The sequence below is a fragment of the Stygiolobus sp. RP850M genome (genome assembly GCF_037389295.1).
Taxonomy (GTDB): Archaea; Thermoproteota; Thermoprotei_A; order Sulfolobales; family Sulfolobaceae; genus Stygiolobus.
Genome location: NZ_JBBHKU010000059.1, coordinates 1 through 17,687 on the forward strand (window position 1 = coordinate 1; position 17,687 = coordinate 17,687).

A 17,687-nucleotide genomic window follows, 5' to 3' on the forward strand; every position below is an offset into this window, starting at 1 on the left:
CTTCTTCCTCGGCGTATGCGCAGAGCATTGCTTCTACGTCTGCGTAGCCTTCAGCTTTTGCTGTTAGGGCTACTTTGTTGTAAGTATCTACGTGTTCTTTTCCTTCCTTCTCAGCAAACTCACTGAGTAGTGCTTTAACCTTTAAGAGCTCGCTTATGTTCTTTGCTGTTTGTGCTATTTTTGCTTCTTCCTCGGCGTATGCGCAGAGCATTGCTTCTACGTCTGCGTAGCCTTCAGCTTTTGCTGTTAGGGCTACTTTGTTGTAAGTATCTACGTGTTCTTTTCCTTCCTTCTCAGCAAACTCGTTTAATATTTTTTCGAGGGCGAGGTAGACCATTTAGGTACCCAACTTATCATTATATTAACCGGATATATAAAGATTTGTTAAACATTTTTCGTATATATCTAAAAAAATTAATGAAGTTTAGGCTACATTTATGTTAGATTCAAGAAGTTTCTCGTAAATTTCCTTAGCTTTTTGATAGTAGATCTCCGCTTGTTTCGTAAGCTCTTCTTTCTCTTTTATATCACTGACTTTTTCTGACAAGAGCTTGCTTAATAGATATACAGTACACGTAAGCATAAATTCCTCTTTAACATCGTCACCTTTCTTATTCTTGATTTCGTTTAACCACTCTTTCATACTATTAACTCCCATATACTTTACGAGTTTTTCAAGAATTCCTTTAGCATGACCTAGCTCTACGAGAGACTTCTCTTTTACCATTTGAGCCTCTTCCTTTCTGTTAAGTTGGTACAATTTTTCTGATGTGAATGAGAGGAGTAGATGGTCTTCAGAATTAGCCATAAACAGTCCTTTTAGCCCCATTTCTGTTTGTGTTCCTTTCATTTACCCTCAACAATTAAAAAGCTCTAGTGTTATAAAAATATTTGAAAAAAGATGATGAATAACTCCAATGCTGAAAAGTGACGATGTAACCCGAGTCTGAGAAAGAATTATCATATATTGACGGATAATTTAATTTGTTATGATATCCGCAAAAAAGATGAGGGCTCTGGAAATAAACAGCGAAGCCATAGGAGTACCTACATTATTACTCATGGAGAACGCCGGCAGGAGCGTTAGAGATGAAATAATAAGGAGGTTTGATCCTGAAGGCCTTAAGGTCAAGGTATTTGTGGGACACGGTGGAAAAGGTGGAGATGGATTAGTAACAGCTCGACACCTTGCAGGAGATGGTGCAGAAGTAGAGGTTTTCTTATTCGGCGAAAATAAACACAAGGACGCTGTCTTAAACCTTAATGTAATAGAAGAGATGGACTATTCCGTAAAAGTAACCGAGGTAAAAGATATATCCCAACTTTCTCCAGTGCAGACTGACGTATTAATCGACGCGATGCTCGGTACGGGATTCTCTGGTAAACCCAGAGAGCCTTTCGCTACAGCGATAAAAGTTTTCAATGAAAGCAAAGGGTTCAAGGTTTCCATAGACGTACCATCTGGAGTAGATCCTGATACTGGTGGCGCACTCGGAGAGTATGTAAACCCTGACTTGATAGTGACATTTCATGATCTAAAGCCAGGTCTTCAATGTTTTTCGGAGAAAACAGTCGTAAAGAAAATTGGAATTCCGAAGGAAGCAGAAATATACGTGGGACCTGGAGACCTCGTCATAAACATAAGGAAAAGGGATTACAGAGCCAAAAAAGGCGATAACGGGAGGGTTCTAATTATAGGTGGGAGTTATACGTTCAGCGGTGCTCCTACGCTATCAGCATTAGCAGCTTTGAGAACCGGAGCCGATTTGGTTTATGTTGCCTCTCCAGAAGAAACAGCAAGAATAATAGCTGGCTTCTCACCCGATTTAATATCTATAAAACTTAAGGGTAAAAACATATCAAAGGAGAATTTAGAGGAGCTTAGACCGTGGATAGATAGAGCGGATGTTGTAGTAATAGGTCCTGGTATGGGTATGGAGCCTGAAACAGTTGAAGCCTCTAGAGTCATCGTAGATTACCTTAAGTCGTTAAATAAACCTGCTGTAATTGATGCCGATGCTCTCAAAGCCAATGCTGGGAGGGAACTTTACCCTAACGCGGTAATAACTCCTCATGCTGGCGAATTCAAGATTTTCTTTGGAGAGACTGTAAAGGAATCTATAAGGGAGAGGGTTAAACAAGTCATAGACGCCGCTAAAAGGTGTAAATGCACGGTATTGTTGAAAGGCTATGTGGATGTAATAAGTAATGGTTCGGAGTTTAGGTTGAATAAAACTGGTAATCCGGCTTTGGCGATAGGAGGTACCGGTGATACACTTACGGGGATCGTGGCTACATTTATGGCTCAAAAGGTTAATCCTTATACTTCCGCATATATGGGAGTCTTTGTGAACAGCTTAGCAGGTTCGACAGCATATCAAAAACTCGGTGAACATTTAGTAGCTACGGATATAGTTGATCACATACCGGAGGTGCTGAATAATCCGGTAGAGGCATTCAAAAACAAAGTATACAAAAGGATAATTAAAGACTAGGGTTTAAACGGTTTAAACGTCCTTTCACTTCCCTCTCATTTTCTTTACTATTTCTAAAGCCTTGTCTGCATGTTCTTCAGCTTTCTTTAATTTCTCAAGAACCTCTATGATTTTCCCATTTTCATCTATTATAAACGTGACTCTTTGTGCACTTGTTCCCTTTTCATTTAATACTTGATAAGCCTCGCTTATCTTTTTCTCTTTATCTGAAACAACCGGGAATTTTGCATTGTACTTCTCAGCGAACCTCTTTTGAGTACTTAAAGAATCTACGCTCACTCCTATGACTTCAGCGGATAGTTCCTTGAACTGGTCATACAGCTCTACAAACCTCTGTATTTCCCTAGTACAGCCTGGTGTGAATGACTTAGGATAAAAGTAAAGCACTACTATTAATTTGCCCTTATAATCGGAAAGTTTAACTCTACCACTGCTTGCTTCAGCTTCAAAATCAGGGGCATCCATACCTTTACTTAACGGCATAAGTAATCATCTAACCCACAATTTTTAATAATTTAAGCTTTTATATCATATTTTCACACGCGTTACTAATATGAGGAAAATACCTAAGACTATGTCAACTCAACACCCTGATAATGCCAGAGTGCCTGAGTGGAATAAGGGCGAAGTAATAAGCGGTGAAGGCGAAGTAATTGAAGCTTATTTAGCGTATTCTCATTATGGTGTGGATGAGGTCATGTGGGACGCAGAGGGAAAAGACGTAGATACCCACGTAGTCAGAAAACTACTTTCTCAACACCCTGAGTTTTTCAAGGAAAAAGTATTAGGTAGGGACATATTCCTGACTTACAGAATTCCGAACCCGAAGATTGAGGGAGCCGAAAAGAAAGTATTCGCGGAAACTCTTCAAAGTATTCCGATCACCTATGACCTAGCAGAGAAATTCTATGATACAAAACCTACCCCTCCGGTATTCGAGGTGATTCTTCCTTTCACTACTGATTATAAAGATTTGATCTCTATCCTAAAATATTATGAGAACGTGATAGTCAATACAGAGGACGTGAAACTCGTCGATGATATTTACGTGAAAGACCTTATAGGTGAGATAAACCCTAAAAAAATCGAAATAATACCGCTCATCGAAGACAGAGATTCTATGCTAAGAATAGACGAGATAGTAGGTGGTTATGTTAAAGCTCTTAGACCTCCTTATATGAGAGTGTTTCTGGCTAGGTCAGACCCTGCAATGAACTACGGGATGATCTCCGCTATACTTTCGGTGAAATATGCACTTAGCAGACTAGGGAAGATGGAGAAACAACATAACATATCTTTCTTCCCTATGTTAGGGGTAGGAGCATTACCGTTTAGAGGACATTTTAGTCCTGATAATGTAGATAGGACAATGGACGAGTACAGGGGTGTTTATACTTATACAGTTCAGTCAGCTTTCAAATATGATTATGAAGATGATCAGGTAGTAAGTGCCATAAGGAAAGTTAACGAGAGAGATGTGCAGGAGAAACCCATACTAAGTGATGACGAGGAAGATATTCTTAAAAAAATAGCTAGATTGTATACAGAAAGTTATCAACCAATAATAGAGAGTTTGGCAGATGCTATAAACAAGATAGCTCTTTTATTACCTAGAAGAAGAGCGAGAAAATTGCATATAGGACTGTTTGGATATTCAAGAAGTACAGGTAAAGTAACGTTACCCAGAGCGATAGCATTTACTGGAGCGCTTTACAGCCTAGGTATACCTCCTGAAATAATCGGTATTTCCTCTTTAGGCAAACTTAACGAGAAAGAATTCGAGGTATTATCCCAGAACTATAAATACTTTAAGTATGACATTCAATGTGCTGCTAAATTCATTAGCTTGGAGTCCCTTGAACTACTTAAACAGATTTGGAACGTGGATAAGGATACACTGACTAAGATAAAAGGAGATATCGATTTCGTTGAACATCAGCTAGGGATACACATTGGGGGAAATGACTACGTAAGTAGAAAGCATAACTTAATGACAAGTCTGGCGTTATTGGCGTTGAAAGAAGGACACATAGATGAAGCTAAGAATTACCTTTTAGAAATGGCTAAAATAAGAAGATCATTGGGATGAGAGTACTAGTAAACGGCTTGTTACAGTTTGACTCAGGTAAAACAACTTTTTCTCTATCTTTATTATCAACCTTAAGGCAGAATGGAATAGAATTTTTTCCTCACAAACCCGTGGCAGGTCATAACGCTTGGTACAGCTTTTCGACACTCTTAAGAAGTGAGGAGTTAAACGCTCTAGTTGGAAATGATGCGTTAAAATACTATGACGAAATAATACGATATAAGAGTGAAAAGAGCGGAATAATAAACATAATAAACGAGATTAATCCATTTGCAGTATTACTAGCACCGCCAGATTTACAAAAGATAAACTTTGATGTGAGGCTTTACAAGGAACTGATAAATGAAGGAGTTATTGTAATGTTACGTGTCTTCGACTGCGAATCGATATTTCATTTCTCACTACAAGGTTTCGAGAAGATAGTCCCAGACTCATTAACGGGAAAAGTTCTACACTTAAAGAAGATTTTTAAGGCTACTGAAATCTCTAAGGAAAAACTTCGGGAGCTTGTTGATTCTTCGCCTGCGATAACCGAGAAGTGTACACGGAGAGTTTTTCAGAATTACAAGAACGTATTAATCGAGTCATACAACGACGCGCTTTCCCCTAACTACACATCTTTAGACGTAGATTTAATGTTTGTAGTTACACCGGGTAAAGCATTCTTAATCGAGGAATTTAAAAAAGTTATAGGTCTCTTTACTTATCCTCCGTGGTTAGTTTCCGTTTCTTCATTTATGAAATATGTCAAGGTAGTGAGGTCATGGAATATCGAAGTAGGTAGGTACCAATTAAATGATAACCTCTTAGATTTCATTCTCAAATTTATTGATAAAAATGAGTAAATAAGAAAACAAAGTATAAAATTAAGGAAATAAGTTTTTAGATGATGTCAAATATTTTAAATTATGCAAGACAGATATGTCGATGTAAAAGGTGCTAAAATACATTTTATTGAAGAAGGAAGTGGAAAGCCTTTTCTTCTATTTCACGGTGCGAGATTTAACGCTCATACATGGGTCGAAACTAAGACAGTAGAAAGTATAGCCAATGCGGGATATAGAACAATCTCGGTAGATTTTCCAGGCTTTGGTAAGTCTACTAATGGGGGCTTTGAATCTCTTTCATCTTTTATAAAGGACTTCATGGACACCTTAGGGATAAGCAAAGCATATTTATTAGGTGCTTCCATGGGTGGAGAAGCAGTATTAGGATTCGCTGTAGATAACCCGGACATGGTAGATGGACTGGTGTTAGTCGGAGCTGTAGGTGTCTCCGCTTATAAGGACAAGTTGAAGAACTTAGTAGGCAAGAGAATTCTTCTGATTTGGGGTGAGAAAGACTCAGTATCTCCTAGAAGTAATGCTGAGCTTATAATGAAGACCGTAAACACGGCGAAGCTTGTGATAGTAGGCAAGCAACACGCATGTTACCTAGATGATAATGTAAGCTTTAACAACGTTATAGTCAACTTCCTGAAGGGAGAGTGAATTATGGATGAGGAGTTGAGAAAAAAACTAATGGAAGTTCTAAAGGATAAGAGACTTCTGGAGGTAATGAAACATTTAAGGAAGGCTAATGTTGACTATGGAAAGTCGATAATGCTGAATACAAAAATTCCCATTCAAGAAGTAGTAGAATTGTTAGACCGGCTAGAAAGGTTAGGATTAATTGAAAGGGTTCATGGTGCTACACTGAAAAATACTGAAGCAAAGTTTAAGCTCAGTAAAGAAGTTCATAAACACCATACTTACTACACTTTGACCAGAGAAGGAGACCACTTATTAAGACAGTTAGATGAGAAGGAATTGATAAAGGCATATATTGATTTAGTTAAAAACGACCAGTTCGCCCTGGATATTCTTAAGATAGCTGATGAGGTAAACGCAGATCACGCTCTAACTTATTCAAAGCTTTTGCATAAGCCGTTAGAAGAGATAACACCTAAGTTAGAGGAATTGGAAAGAATGGGTCTACTAGAAGAGGCTCAAGCTAAAATAATAAAATTTAGGGAGAGAAGGTCTAAGCCAAAAAAGGAGACTAGAACACATCATAAGTACTACGGTCTTTCAAGGATAGGAGAGTTAGTGGTAAGGGAGTTAAAAAGGCAAGGCGTAATACCAAAGTAGAAGACTCACATAGTTTCCTTAACTAGTTTATAAATTTCATTTAGAATACCTATTATATCGTGTTCCTCATTAAGCTTCTTCGATATTATCTCGTTGTTTTCCCTAATGATTTTTGTTATAACGTCGTTTACTTTCTTTCTCAATAGTAACTCCATCATCTTTATTCTTCTTTCTCTTATTCTCTTATCGAAGATACCTTTTTGCTTTAAATATTCCAGATGTTCCTCAAAAATATCTACCGTTTCTTTAATCCCTACTCCTTTAGTAGCTATCGTTTTTACGAGCTTAGGCTTCCATCCATCTCTATAATCTACTTCTGCTGTGTCGATAGCGAAGCGTAAGACGTTAAACAGCATTTCTGCTTCCACTTTATCAGCTTTATTTACTACGTATACATCCCCTATTTCCATAATTCCTGCTTTCAAAGCTTGTATTTCATCCCCAGTCCCCGGAACGTTTACTACAGCGATCGTGTGAACTCCGTTTACTACGTCTGTATCTGTCTGTCCAGCTCCTACAGTTTCAACTATAATTCTGTCGAAGCCAAGACCGTCTAATGCTTCAATAAGCATTAGTGCCTCAGAAGATATACCTCCTAGATGGCCCCTCGAGGCAATACTCCTAACGAATACATTCTTTTCCTCAACACTTGTCAATCTTATCCTATTGCCCATAAAAGAGCCCATGCTAAACGGACTTGAAGGATCTATCAGTATTACACCTACTCTATGGCCTCTAGTTACATATTCTTTGATTAACTCTCCGATTAAGGTGCTCTTACCAGCTCCGGGAGAGCCTGTTATTCCCACTACATGAGCTTTCCCTGATCTCTTCATTAATTCTTGTAAGCTCTCTAACCCTTCACTGGACATATATTCAATCTTTGTTAAAAGACGTGAAATTGATAGCTCGTCTCCTTCAAGTGCTCTTTCAAGAAGCAATCTTTAAGCCCCTCTTAGTAACTACCGCTTTAGTTATTTTCTCAGTAATCTCCTTCAAACTTGATCCGGGTAAAAATACTTCGTCAACTCCAATCTCTTTTAACTTAGGTATGTCTTGTGGGGGAATAACTCCTCCCACTACCAGCACTACATCGTTTAATCCTTTTTCTTTCATTTGTTGAACTACCAAAGGAACCAGTTCTAAGTGTGCCCCGCTTAGTATGCTCACTCCTATGACATCCACGTCTTCTTGCAAAGCTGCTTTAACTATTTGCTCAGGTGTTTGTCTTAATCCCGTGTAAACTACTTCCATACCCGCATCTTTCAAAGCCCTTGCAATTACTTTAGCCCCTCTATCATGTCCGTCTAAACCTAACTTAGCCACGAGAACCTTAATTCTTCTCTCTTGACTCATCACATATAATACCGCTTATACTGTTTAAAATCTTTATATGTATGAACAGAAGACAAGCCAGCTATTAAAAATAATGGGCCCGCGGGGACTTGAACCCCGGACCACCGGGTCTCTCTTCCAGATACCGCTCATCCCCCATAAAGGGGTCGTTAGACCCAATGTTCTCCATATCTGGAGCCCGGCACTCTACCTTGCTGAGCTACGGGCCCATTATCGATCATGTACTAAAATCGATTTGGAGACAAAGAAAATAAACTTAACTGAAATCAAGGAAAGAAGTTTTGGGAGGATAGTAGGAAAAGCAAGACTACGTAAATCAGCGCTTGCAATCTATCTTCACGGTTCCAGAGCCTGGAAGCTCATCATATATCATAAGGACAAGCCGAACCCTGTTTTAAGACTTTTCTTCTAGCGTAACTACATAGAGGACATAGTGAGATCACAGTATCCTCGCTATCTTTCTCGTTCACTAGTTTATTTACAAAAGAGTTTATTAAGTCGGCGAAGTCTTCATCATTTTCCAGCTCTTTCTCTATTTCTAAGTCTCCTCTCTTACCTTTAATAAGATAGTTTACCTCCGCAACAGATATACCGAGTAGTTCACCTATATCTTTTTGAGAATAACCTCTTTTAATTAACTCCTGAGCCAAAATACTCCTAATTGCTGGTATCACCTCTTTTATAGAGGTCTCGCAAGGAGCTTGAATCTTTTTACTTATTAACTTTTTTCCAGTAATAGTTGTTCACTACAATAAACATTCGTATTATAATTTAATAAAAGTTACTTTAAACTTTGTTAATTTACTCTCTCGTAATTTTTAATTATTTTTAACTACAATTTAGCTTTAAATAACCAAAAACCTCATCAACATCTTCACTAATTGTAAATCCGAGCTTTTTCCCTATTCTTATCATGGGATAATTATCTGGCAGAGTGTAAAATTTTACTCCACACAATTTTTCTTCTTTAGCCTTCTCTATCAATTTTTTCACAATCTTAGTTCCTATCCCTATTCTTCTATAATTTGGATGCACTACTAGAGCGAATTCTCCATCATTATATAAAGTTCCTTCTCCTATTATTTTTCCTTCAGATTCGGCTACTATAGTGTAGTGATCTCCTCCGCTCACTATCTTTTTTGCTTCTTCGAGTGTAAGCCTATGATAAGAAAAGAAACGTAAATAGAGATCTTCGGACGATAAAGAGTTATAAAGTTCTAGAATTTTTTCCCAATCTTTTTCCTCTGCTTTACGATAATTTACTTGTAGCTCCAAACTCATATTTATACTTTAGTAATCTGGTATAAAAACACTTACGATAATAAAAAAGGTGTAAAAACATGGTTATTTATAATCTACTTTTTTCTCTCTTACATGATGATTAGTAAAATAGCTGTAGTTGGAGCAGGTACAATGGGACATGGAATAGCTGAAGTAGCTGCACTTTCTGGGTTTGAAGTTGCTCTAATAGACATATCTTGGGATTTTTTAAACAAGGCTAAAGAACGCATTTCAGAGTCCCTGAACAAGCTAGCAGAAAGAAAACAGATAAGTGATGCTAAAGCTGCCCTGGATAGAATATCCTTTAACACCTCTTATGACATTGCTAAAGATGCAGATTTTGCCATTGAGGCTGTTCCCGAAAAGCTAGAGCTTAAGAGAACTGTGTTCAGGACGTTGGACACTGTTATGCCGTCACATGCAGTATTGGCAACTAACACGTCATCTATCCCCATTTCAGATATAGCAGAGGCGACAAATAGAAAGGAGAAAGTAATAGGGATGCACTTCTTTAATCCTCCAGTTATAATGAAACTCGTGGAAGTAATTCCAAGTAAATATACAAATCGAGAAACAGTAGACTTAACGATAGACTTAGCTAAAAAAATGAATAAGATCCCGGTGAGTTTAAAATATGAAATACCAGGCTTTGTCTCTAATAGGATATTTATCAGACTACTTCAGGAAGCATGTAGGGAAGTAGAGAGCGGAGAAGCTAAAATAGAAGAAGTTGATAGTACTGCTAGGAATAAACTTAAGTTACCAATGGGCTTATTTGAACTTGCTGATTATGTAGGACTCGACGTGGTAGTAGATATATGGAATGTATTGGTTGTCAGAGGAACTCCTGATGTAAACTGCTCAATGTTCAAAACTAAAGTAAACGAGAAAAACTTGGGGGTTAAAACAGGAAAAGGATTCTATACATATCCAGCCCCCGGTAAATACGCTAAAGTCCAACTGCCCGAATCAAGCAAGGTAGATCCCGCGAGGTTAATCTCACTCGCCGTTAACGAAGCTAGTTGGATGGTAGAAAATGGTATAGTGTCTGCTAAGGACGTAGATACGGTAATGATATACGGTTTCAACTTCCCAAAGGGGTTAATGGAGATGGCAGACGAAGCGGGTTTAGATAAGATATTGAAGAATCTCGAGGACATATATTCTAAGGGTTATCAAGCGTATAAGCCCACGGAGCTTCTTAGGAAACTTGTGTCTGAAGGTAAGATCGGGAAGGGCAAAGGAGAAGGTTTTCACAAATATTAATACTTTTTAAATAGTTTATACAATCTAAGTATATGTCAAGTGTATTAGCCGAATATGAGGCGATTCATCAAGAACTTAGGAGAGAGAATTTTATAAGAAACGCATATCCTCCAGACCCCTCTGAGAAATTGTGGAACAAAAAAGTAATGACAATGCCCAGAGAAGAGTTAGAAAAGCTGAAGACATTCAGGCTTAAGAGAATAGTCAAATGGGCTTGGGATAACATTCCGTTTTACAGAAACTATTGGAAGAGTAAAGGCTTCGAGCCAGACATGATCAAGAATTGGAAAGATATTGTGAAGATACCGATTCTGAGAAAAGATGAACTGAGAAAAGACCTTCAAGCTAATCCCCCGTTCGGAACTATAATGCATCCCGAGCTTGCTAAGAGAATAAGATTCGTAGGCGCTACATCTGGTTCTACGGGTCTTCCGACCTTCCAAGGTTGGGGTGCCTTAGAACTAGACTACTTCCAAGAGGGGCAAGCTAGGTACCTTTGGACTTTTGCTGGAGTAAAACCAACAATAGTTTATGCTAATTACCTCAACATGAGCGGCTTCTATAGTTGGGGTCCCCCAGTAGTTGAAACTGCAATGTGGAGATGTGGTGCTACAGCGATTGCTGGAGGAGGAGAGACTTTCTTCTCATGGAAAAACAGACACATGCTGATATTCAAATTATGGAAAGTCGACGTATTCGCAACAACCCCATGGCTGCACAGACTTATCGGAGAGGAAGCTAAGCTTGAAGGATGGGAAACACCATTCAAAGTCTTACTCCTCCACGGAGGAGCTGCGGCAGAAAATACAAAGAAGAAACTATTCCAAGTCCACCCTAACGCTAAGTTAGCCATAAACGTTTGGGGCACTACTGACGGTCATATGGCCGTAGAGATACCTGGTTCGGAAGGACAACTGGTAGTATGGGAGGACATGGAGATATTCGATATAGTAGATCCTAAGACCGATGAACCGGTTTCCGAAGGGGAGAGAGGAGAGCTAATAGCAACATTGTTAAATCATTTCACCATGCCTTTGATCAGGTACAGTCTGGGTGATTATGTAAAAAACGAATTCATAACAGATCCTGATCCAGTGTATGGCATTACTCACATGAGATTCGCAGAACCTATACCTGGAAGAGTTGAATGGATGTTCAGAGTGAAAGGTAAACTACTATTCCCGATATATGTTGAAGACGCTGTAAATGAGATACCTGATACGACCGGTATGTTCAACCTCGTGATTTACGACAACGAAATGGATAAGCTGAAGATTAAGATAGAGACAAGGAAGGAATTAGTTGACCCTCAATACGATAGACAAGCTAAGGAGATTCTAGCTAGTAGATTAGGTATAAATTCTGATGATGTAGAGATAGAGTGGTTAAAACCCGGTCAGAGCGTCTGGACTGGATATAAGTTACAAGTCTTCCTTGACCAGAGAAAGAAGAAATAAACATGTAACAGATAGAAAAATAAAAAGAGTAAAATATACTATATTTTCGCTCCTTTTTTATTTACTATATCCTATTTATGAAATTGATAATTTTGGTTATACGAAAGTTTAAAAACTTTAAACACCAATGTATACCCATGGGACTAAGAACTGGAGAGCAATATTTAGAGGCAATAAAAGTTAGGAATAAGGCTGAAATTTACGTGATGGGTAAAGAAGTAAAAGACGTAACCACTCACCCATTTCTTAAACCTTCAATAATGGCATTTAAGGCTACCTTTGATGCTCCGTGGGAAGAGGATACCAAGGAGCTTGCAAGGGCATGGAGCCCTTTCATTAATGAAGAAGTAAACAGGTTTAATCATATTCACAGATCACCAGATGACTTAGCCGCTAAGGTAAAACTCTTAAGAAAATTAAGCCACAAAACTGGAGCTTGTTTCCAGAGATGTGTAGGTTTTGACGCACTTAACACATTGTATATCATAACGGAGTTAATGGCACAAAAGGGTAAGACTGAGCCTAAAGAAAGATTTGTTGAGTACTTGAAGACTGTTCAAAAGAAGGACTTAGCATTAGCCGGAGCGATGACAGATGTAAAAGGAGTAAGGACGTTAAAGCCGAGTCAGCAAAAGAACAAAGACGCTTACGTGAGAGTTACAGAAGTAACAAAGGATGGTATATACATTTCCGGTGCAAAAGCAAACATTACAGGTGTAGCTGCCAGCGAAGAAATAGTAGTACTCCCAACTAGGGCAATGGGTCCTGAAGACCAAGATTATGCTGTAGCATTCTCTATACCTACTGACACAGAAGGGATCAAGATCATAGTTGGAAGACAATTAAACGACGCAAGGAGAATGGAAGGAGGAGACATAGATGCATTACCTTATTTCTACAATCATGAGGGGCTGGTAATATTTGACAACGTATTTGTTCCAATGGAAAGGGTGTTCTTACTAAGGGACTGGCAATACACTTCACAGCTCGTGGAAATATTCTCTGCATATCATAGGCAAGGTTACGGAGGGTGTAAAGCCGGTCTGGGTGATGTAATAATCGGAGCCACATATAACTTAGCAAAGCAAATTGGAGTTGAGAAAGCTTCTCACGTTCAAGAAAAGTTAACAGAAGAGATTTTCCTTACTGAGACAATGTATGCTGCAGGAATTGCCGCAAGTCTAAATGCGGTTCAGCCTTGTCCTAACTGCTGGTGGGTAAACCCTATGCACGCAAATGTTACAAAGCACTTAGTAGCTAGGTTTCCCGCACAGATATCACAATTAGCAATAGACATAGCAGGAGGAATCATAGGAACTGCGCCAAGCGAGTGGGATCTAAAGAACCCTAAACTAAGGGAGTATATTGCAAAATACTTACAGGGAGTAGAAGGTTATACAGCTGAAGATAGATTAAGAATGGTTAGGCTTTTAGAGAACGTGAGCATGGGCGTTGCGTTTATGATAGAGTCAGTTCATGGTGCAGGTAGTCCAGCTGCCCAGAGAATAATGTTCAGTAGACTCTATGACTTAAACTATTCAGAAGAAGTAGCAAAGAAGTTAGCTGGAATGAAATCTAACGTAAAGTTCACTGAAAAGGCAGAACCGTGGAGAGATACTGAAACCGAGAAGTTAGCGAAGAGTAAATCGATTGAAGAGAAAAAGCAACAGTAAAGTATTTTGTTTCTTTCCCTTTTTCCTATTCACTAGTTGTTTTACTCTAACAAATTAAATTTAAATAAAAAATTCTAAATCTTCTCAGATGTTAATTTCTTCATTATAATTATTATAATTCTCTAATTATTTTTCTGGTCTGTGTACTTTAAGCGTTCTTCATCCCGGCCAAACTCGTAATTATACCACTTATTTAATCTATAGTTTAAATATGGGTTATAGTGTTTTCTCAGCAGGGTAATATAAGATTCGTAAAAGAGGGAAGAAGTATTATGTTTACAAGATAAAGAAGGACTCAAAGGGTAACGTAAAGGAACTTATGTTGGTCCTTTAGACAAGATGATCGAATTTTATATTAGTAGGGGAGGTGTTAGGGGTATCCCTAATGTGGGGGCGGCGGGATTTGAACCCGCGACCACCAGGGCCCAAGCCTGGCATCCTAGTCCAAGCTAGACTACGCCCCCATGTTGTTATTTTTTATTAACGCGTAATTAGTTAAAAACGTTTTCGCTCTAGCCTCCTCAGACTAATAATTACTTGTCTCGTAATAGATGTTAAAAATAAGATTTTTACCTCAACTTTTAGCATGTGGCTTAGATGATAAAGTGAGTTAATGACGTGATTATTTAATATCTGATACAACAACTCCTTAGGCGATTACGGCTTTCTCAGTTTGTTCAGTGTCACAGTATACGCTAACGGAATTATTCTAAACGTTTACTTGGTTGATGTGATTCGGACTATATATGAGGTCTAAGTCTTCAACCTCTAAACATTAAAGCTGAAATGCTCTATACATTAAACGTTTATTAATACTATAATAGTCCAAAAATTTCAATTAGGTCTTTATTTCATCTCTAGTTCAAGAATTAAATTAGACAAACCAATTATTACAAATGACTTCAAATTAAAATTCACTCCCATATTTAGGGGAAAATTATTAAGAGAATATCATAAGTATGACTCAACTTAATACCGTAAGGTTTATTTATGATAGTATCGTAAGATACTATGATAAGATATGGCGAAGGTAAAGTTCAAGTATAAGGGAGAAGAGAAAGAAGTAGATACTTCAAAGATAAAGAAGGTTTGGAGAGTAGGAAAAATGATATCCTTCACTTATGACGACAACGGAAAGACTGGTAGGGGGGCTGTAAGCGAGAAAGACGCTCCCAAAGAGCTATTAGACATGTTGGCAAAAGCCGAGAAAGGAAAGTAAATAAAGTAAGAAAAAGTAAGAATATGTACTAGTGATTTTTACTTTTTTATATTTTCTTGTTTTTCGTTTCCCCTCCTTTATCTGATACGCTAAATTGAGCACTAGGCTTATTTCTGATGTAGTTAGAATATAGTGATCACACTTGAAATGGGATGAACGAAGGATAGCCATCATAGAGGAGTTGAAAAAACGAGGTATAAACCCCTATCCACAAAAATACGAAATAACTCATACTATTCCTGAGATAAGGAAATTTGAAAGGAGTGAGAAACCTACTGATCCCTTCATATTCGATATTTCTACTGCTGGTAGAGTAGCTAATATACGGCGCCATGGAAAGATATCGTTTGTAGACATATTCGATGAGGGCGAGAGGTTACAATTACAGCTCAGAGTGAATGAGCTAGGAGAGAAATACGAGGACTTCTTTAGGATCGTAGATCGTGGAGATATAATAGGCGTGAGAGGAGATTTATTCTATACGATGAAGGGAGAGCTAACACTTAGAGTAAAAGATTACACCATGTTGGCTAAAGCACTAATAGAGCCACCAGATTGGACTAAGATGTCCCCAGAGTTCCGTTATGCCCATAGGTATGTAGATTTTCTCTATAACGACTCAGCGAGAAAGGCTATGGAAATCCGTTATACTACTATAAGAACTATTAGAGAATTTTTGTACTCAAAAGGTTTTGTTGAGGTTGAGACCCCAATTTTGCAGCCCGTTTATGGCGGAGCACTGGCAAGGCCTTTTAAGAGCCACGTTAACTATCTTAATGAGGACTGGTATCTAAGAATATCATTAGAGCTTTACCTCAAGAGGTATATTGTTGGAGGTTTCGATAAGGTCTTTGAAATAGGTAAAGTCTTCAGAAATGAAGATATAGATGTTACTCATAACCCCGAGTTCACGTTGTTAGAACTCTACTGGGCTTATGCAGATTATAATGATATTATGAAGTTAACCGAACAAATGATCCAAGAGGTTGTCAGGAAGGTTAAAAGTAATGACCTCAAGCTAACGTATACGATTGCAGGAAAGGAATATACAATAGAGTTCTCTCAGTTCAGGAAAGTGTCCATGTTAGAAGCGGTATCGGAAGCTTTGGGCAAGAGTGTTGAGGAGATGACTGATGAACAATTGAAGGAGCTTATGAAGAAGTACGAACTAAGACCTAGAGGCGACACCTACGTTAGGGGACTTATGATAGAGAAATTATTCGATAAGTTGGTAGTTCCCAATTTGATCCAGCCTACGTTCGTAATAGATTATCCGATAGAGACTACGCCCCTTTGTAAGCCCCATAGATCAAAACCTGGACTTGTTGAGAGGTTCGAGCTTTTCATAGCTGGGATGGAGTTAGCTAACGCATACACCGAACTTAATGACCCTATCCTACAAGACCGGTTGTTCAGGCAAGAGCAGGAAATGTTTAAGAAAGGGGACGAAGAGGCTCACCCCTACGATAAGGACTTTATCAGGGCGCTAAGTTACGGAATGCCACCGACTGGTGGGCTTGGTATAGGTATAGATAGGCTCGTGATGTTGCTCACAAACAATATGAGTATCAAAGAAGTTATACCCTTCCCGATGTTGAGTGCTAAACTTATTGAGGAGGACTGAGGGATAGCACTATCGCTCCTATCAATACTACTACGAGAAGTCCTTGAATAACGTAGGACACATTTTCGCTTAATCCGACTTTTTTGATCAGCTCAGTAAATATTTTTCCTCCGTCAGTAATTATTAGCGGTGCACCGTTGAGTAGTGCCAAACTAAAGTTTATCGTGAACATCCAGTACGCAAAGTCTAATATAGCATAAAGTATAGGTGGGTAATAGTAAGTTATGTAAACCCCTATTTTGTGGTCTGGGGTCGTATTTAGAGTTTTAATTATCACACTACCGTTTGGAAGTAGTAAAGTTATGTTAACATGTGTTGATTGGCTCAAATAGTAGCTGAACTGATCAGGAGTATTTACTTTATGTCCGTCAACAGCTAGTATTACTGAATTAACTGGTATCGATGTATTATAAGCTGGGTAATGAGGTACTTCAGCAACTATTTGAAGACCTTGGGAGATTAAAGGCGGTAGGTAAAACACAAAAGGAAAGACCATTCCAGCTAATATTAGGTTCACTGCTATCCCTGCCGAGATTACTTTCAGTTTTGCAGATATTGGAGAACCCATGAATTCATCTTCATCTGGTTCAACGAAAGCGCCGGGAAAGAAAAGAAGTAGTAAGATGCCTCCTCCTTTTACTTTAATTTTATTTGATGTGGCAGATATTGCATGCGCTAGTTCGTGGAGAGTTACAGATATTCCAATAGCGAGTAATAACCAAGGTACTTGATTGATCCCTATAGTTACACCTGGAATAATTGGAGTTAATCTCGGTACTTGAGATTGAGCTACTTGACTAGGTGATATGAAATAGGCGCTAATTAAATTCAGAAACACGTACACCACTAGTGATATTCCACCCACCATTGACACAAGTCCTAAAATAAGGGCTATTTTCTCGAAAATTTTGTAGTACCTTTTATTGGCAATATTTGGAAACCACTCACTTCTCGTTCCTTTTTTCCAAAGCAAAAGGAAAGGGTATATTTGGAATCCGCGTCTTTCAAGCTTATTTTTAATGAGGTATAAAACCAACCAAAATATTACTAGCCCTAGGAAAAACAACTCAGGAGTGTTCACATTTTATAACTAATTCC

General features: G+C 38.4%; 18 protein-coding genes, 2 tRNA genes and 1 pseudogene. 11 read left to right on the forward strand and 10 right to left on the reverse strand.

Annotated features, from left to right (window positions below):
• A partial coding sequence (locus WIW52_RS07735; RefSeq protein WP_337709685.1) for a hypothetical protein occupies nucleotides 1-337 on the reverse strand: 337 nt, incomplete at its 3' end.
• A gap of 87 nt (nucleotides 338-424) precedes the next feature.
• On the reverse strand, nucleotides 425-850 hold the full coding sequence (locus WIW52_RS07740) for a hypothetical protein (protein WP_337709687.1): 426 nt from the start codon (nucleotides 848-850) through the stop codon (nucleotides 425-427).
• Nucleotides 851-989: 139 nt separating this feature from the next.
• On the opposite strand from WIW52_RS07740, the gene WIW52_RS07745 reads away from it, so the two are divergent.
• The gene (locus WIW52_RS07745; protein ID WP_337709689.1) at nucleotides 990-2,495 is read left to right on the forward strand and encodes an NAD(P)H-hydrate dehydratase; all 1,506 of its coding nucleotides are present in this window, start codon (nucleotides 990-992) and stop codon (nucleotides 2,493-2,495) included.
• Between the two features lie 24 nt (nucleotides 2,496-2,519).
• On the opposite strand, the gene WIW52_RS07750 is transcribed toward WIW52_RS07745, so the two are convergent.
• Nucleotides 2,520-2,978, reverse strand: coding sequence for a peroxiredoxin (locus WIW52_RS07750; RefSeq protein ID WP_337709691.1), 459 nt, complete (start codon nucleotides 2,976-2,978; stop codon nucleotides 2,520-2,522).
• A gap of 70 nt (nucleotides 2,979-3,048) precedes the next feature.
• On the opposite strand from WIW52_RS07750, the gene ppcA reads away from it, so the two are divergent.
• From ppcA to WIW52_RS07770, 4 genes are all read left to right on the forward strand, one after another.
• Nucleotides 3,049-4,584 (forward strand): phosphoenolpyruvate carboxylase, encoded by a 1,536-nt coding sequence (ppcA, locus tag WIW52_RS07755; RefSeq protein WP_337709694.1) that lies wholly within the window; start codon nucleotides 3,049-3,051, stop codon nucleotides 4,582-4,584.
• The gene (locus WIW52_RS07760) at nucleotides 4,581-5,429 is read left to right on the forward strand and encodes a hypothetical protein (RefSeq protein ID WP_337709696.1); all 849 of its coding nucleotides are present in this window, start codon (nucleotides 4,581-4,583) and stop codon (nucleotides 5,427-5,429) included. The genes ppcA and WIW52_RS07760 overlap by 4 nt, the downstream gene beginning before the upstream one ends.
• Nucleotides 5,430-5,492: 63 nt before the next feature.
• Nucleotides 5,493-6,074 carry an alpha/beta fold hydrolase gene (locus WIW52_RS07765; RefSeq protein WP_337709698.1) on the forward strand — a complete coding sequence of 194 codons (582 nt, stop codon included), beginning with the start codon at nucleotides 5,493-5,495 and terminating at the stop codon, nucleotides 6,072-6,074.
• Between the two features lie 3 nt (nucleotides 6,075-6,077).
• Nucleotides 6,078-6,713: a DUF2250 domain-containing protein gene (locus tag WIW52_RS07770; RefSeq protein WP_443295616.1), complete on the forward strand. Its 636-nt coding sequence runs from the start codon at nucleotides 6,078-6,080 to the stop codon at nucleotides 6,711-6,713.
• 5 nt (nucleotides 6,714-6,718) lie between these two features.
• On the opposite strand, the gene meaB is transcribed toward WIW52_RS07770, so the two are convergent.
• From meaB to WIW52_RS07795, 5 genes are all read right to left on the reverse strand, one after another.
• On the reverse strand, nucleotides 6,719-7,654 hold the full coding sequence (gene meaB, locus WIW52_RS07775) for a methylmalonyl Co-A mutase-associated GTPase MeaB (protein WP_337709700.1): 936 nt from the start codon (nucleotides 7,652-7,654) through the stop codon (nucleotides 6,719-6,721).
• Nucleotides 7,644-8,072 (reverse strand): cobalamin B12-binding domain-containing protein, encoded by a 429-nt coding sequence (locus WIW52_RS07780; RefSeq protein WP_337703206.1) that lies wholly within the window; start codon nucleotides 8,070-8,072, stop codon nucleotides 7,644-7,646. Before WIW52_RS07780 ends, meaB begins: the two co-directional genes overlap by 11 nt.
• 71 nt (nucleotides 8,073-8,143) lie before the next feature.
• Nucleotides 8,144-8,278, reverse strand: a tRNA-Trp gene (locus WIW52_RS07785).
• Between the two features lie 153 nt (nucleotides 8,279-8,431).
• Nucleotides 8,432-8,743 carry a transcriptional regulator gene (locus WIW52_RS07790; protein ID WP_337709702.1) on the reverse strand — a complete coding sequence of 104 codons (312 nt, stop codon included), beginning with the start codon at nucleotides 8,741-8,743 and terminating at the stop codon, nucleotides 8,432-8,434.
• 154 nt (nucleotides 8,744-8,897) lie between these two features.
• Nucleotides 8,898-9,350: a GNAT family N-acetyltransferase gene (locus tag WIW52_RS07795; RefSeq protein WP_443295618.1), complete on the reverse strand. Its 453-nt coding sequence runs from the start codon at nucleotides 9,348-9,350 to the stop codon at nucleotides 8,898-8,900.
• A 93-nt stretch (nucleotides 9,351-9,443) separates the two neighbouring features.
• Between WIW52_RS07795 and WIW52_RS07800 the strand changes: the two genes are divergently transcribed.
• The 4 genes and pseudogenes from WIW52_RS07800 to WIW52_RS07815 all read left to right on the forward strand — a co-directional run.
• Nucleotides 9,444-10,616 carry a 3-hydroxyacyl-CoA dehydrogenase gene (locus tag WIW52_RS07800; protein WP_337709704.1) on the forward strand — a complete coding sequence of 391 codons (1,173 nt, stop codon included), beginning with the start codon at nucleotides 9,444-9,446 and terminating at the stop codon, nucleotides 10,614-10,616.
• 32 nt (nucleotides 10,617-10,648) lie between these two features.
• The gene (locus tag WIW52_RS07805) at nucleotides 10,649-12,073 is read left to right on the forward strand and encodes a phenylacetate--CoA ligase family protein (RefSeq protein ID WP_337709706.1); all 1,425 of its coding nucleotides are present in this window, start codon (nucleotides 10,649-10,651) and stop codon (nucleotides 12,071-12,073) included.
• A gap of 137 nt (nucleotides 12,074-12,210) precedes the next feature.
• Nucleotides 12,211-13,746, forward strand: coding sequence for a 4-hydroxyphenylacetate 3-hydroxylase family protein (locus tag WIW52_RS07810; RefSeq protein WP_337709708.1), 1,536 nt, complete (start codon nucleotides 12,211-12,213; stop codon nucleotides 13,744-13,746).
• A gap of 283 nt (nucleotides 13,747-14,029) precedes the next feature.
• Nucleotides 14,030-14,106, forward strand: a pseudogene (locus tag WIW52_RS07815) (putative integrase); the annotation flags it as partial.
• A gap of 28 nt (nucleotides 14,107-14,134) precedes the next feature.
• Here the strand turns inward: WIW52_RS07815 and WIW52_RS07820 are convergent.
• A tRNA-Pro gene (locus WIW52_RS07820) sits at nucleotides 14,135-14,210 on the reverse strand.
• A gap of 557 nt (nucleotides 14,211-14,767) precedes the next feature.
• Between WIW52_RS07820 and sul7d the strand changes: the two genes are divergently transcribed.
• Together sul7d and lysS are read left to right on the forward strand one after the other, a co-directional pair.
• A complete protein-coding gene (gene sul7d, locus WIW52_RS07825; RefSeq protein WP_156007647.1) occupies nucleotides 14,768-14,965 on the forward strand; it encodes a Sul7d family chromatin protein in 198 nt (65 codons plus the stop codon).
• 142 nt (nucleotides 14,966-15,107) lie between these two features.
• Entirely contained in the window at nucleotides 15,108-16,589 is a 1,482-nt protein-coding gene (gene lysS / locus WIW52_RS07830) for a lysine--tRNA ligase (protein ID WP_337709709.1), read from the forward strand.
• Here lysS and WIW52_RS07835 read toward each other — a convergent pair.
• Entirely contained in the window at nucleotides 16,573-17,670 is a 1,098-nt protein-coding gene (locus tag WIW52_RS07835) for a site-2 protease family protein (RefSeq protein WP_337709710.1), read from the reverse strand. The genes lysS and WIW52_RS07835 overlap by 17 nt on opposite strands.
• Nucleotides 17,671-17,687: the final 17 nt, after the last annotated feature.

Excerpts from the sequence above, each read along its gene's own strand:
- WIW52_RS07800 (WP_337709704.1), top strand. The coding sequence starts at position 9,444 with ATGATGATTAGTAAAATAGCTGTAGTTGGAGCAGGTACAATGGGACAT.
- WIW52_RS07810 (WP_337709708.1), top strand. The coding sequence starts at position 12,211 with ATGGGACTAAGAACTGGAGAGCAATATTTAGAGGCAATAAAAGTTAGG.
- WIW52_RS07745 (WP_337709689.1), top strand. The coding sequence starts at position 990 with ATGATATCCGCAAAAAAGATGAGGGCTCTGGAAATAAACAGCGAAGCC.
- ppcA (WP_337709694.1), top strand. The coding sequence starts at position 3,049 with ATGAGGAAAATACCTAAGACTATGTCAACTCAACACCCTGATAATGCC.
- WIW52_RS07765 (WP_337709698.1), top strand. The coding sequence starts at position 5,493 with ATGCAAGACAGATATGTCGATGTAAAAGGTGCTAAAATACATTTTATT.
- sul7d (WP_156007647.1), top strand. The coding sequence starts at position 14,768 with ATGGCGAAGGTAAAGTTCAAGTATAAGGGAGAAGAGAAAGAAGTAGAT.
- WIW52_RS07760 (WP_337709696.1), top strand. The coding sequence starts at position 4,581 with ATGAGAGTACTAGTAAACGGCTTGTTACAGTTTGACTCAGGTAAAACA.
- WIW52_RS07750 (WP_337709691.1), bottom strand. The coding sequence starts at position 2,978 with ATGCCGTTAAGTAAAGGTATGGATGCCCCTGATTTTGAAGCTGAAGCA.
- WIW52_RS07770 (WP_443295616.1), top strand. The coding sequence starts at position 6,078 with ATGGATGAGGAGTTGAGAAAAAAACTAATGGAAGTTCTAAAGGATAAG.
- WIW52_RS07740 (WP_337709687.1), bottom strand. The coding sequence starts at position 850 with ATGAAAGGAACACAAACAGAAATGGGGCTAAAAGGACTGTTTATGGCT.
- WIW52_RS07805 (WP_337709706.1), top strand. The coding sequence starts at position 10,649 with ATGTCAAGTGTATTAGCCGAATATGAGGCGATTCATCAAGAACTTAGG.
- WIW52_RS07795 (WP_443295618.1), bottom strand. The coding sequence starts at position 9,350 with ATGAGTTTGGAGCTACAAGTAAATTATCGTAAAGCAGAGGAAAAAGAT.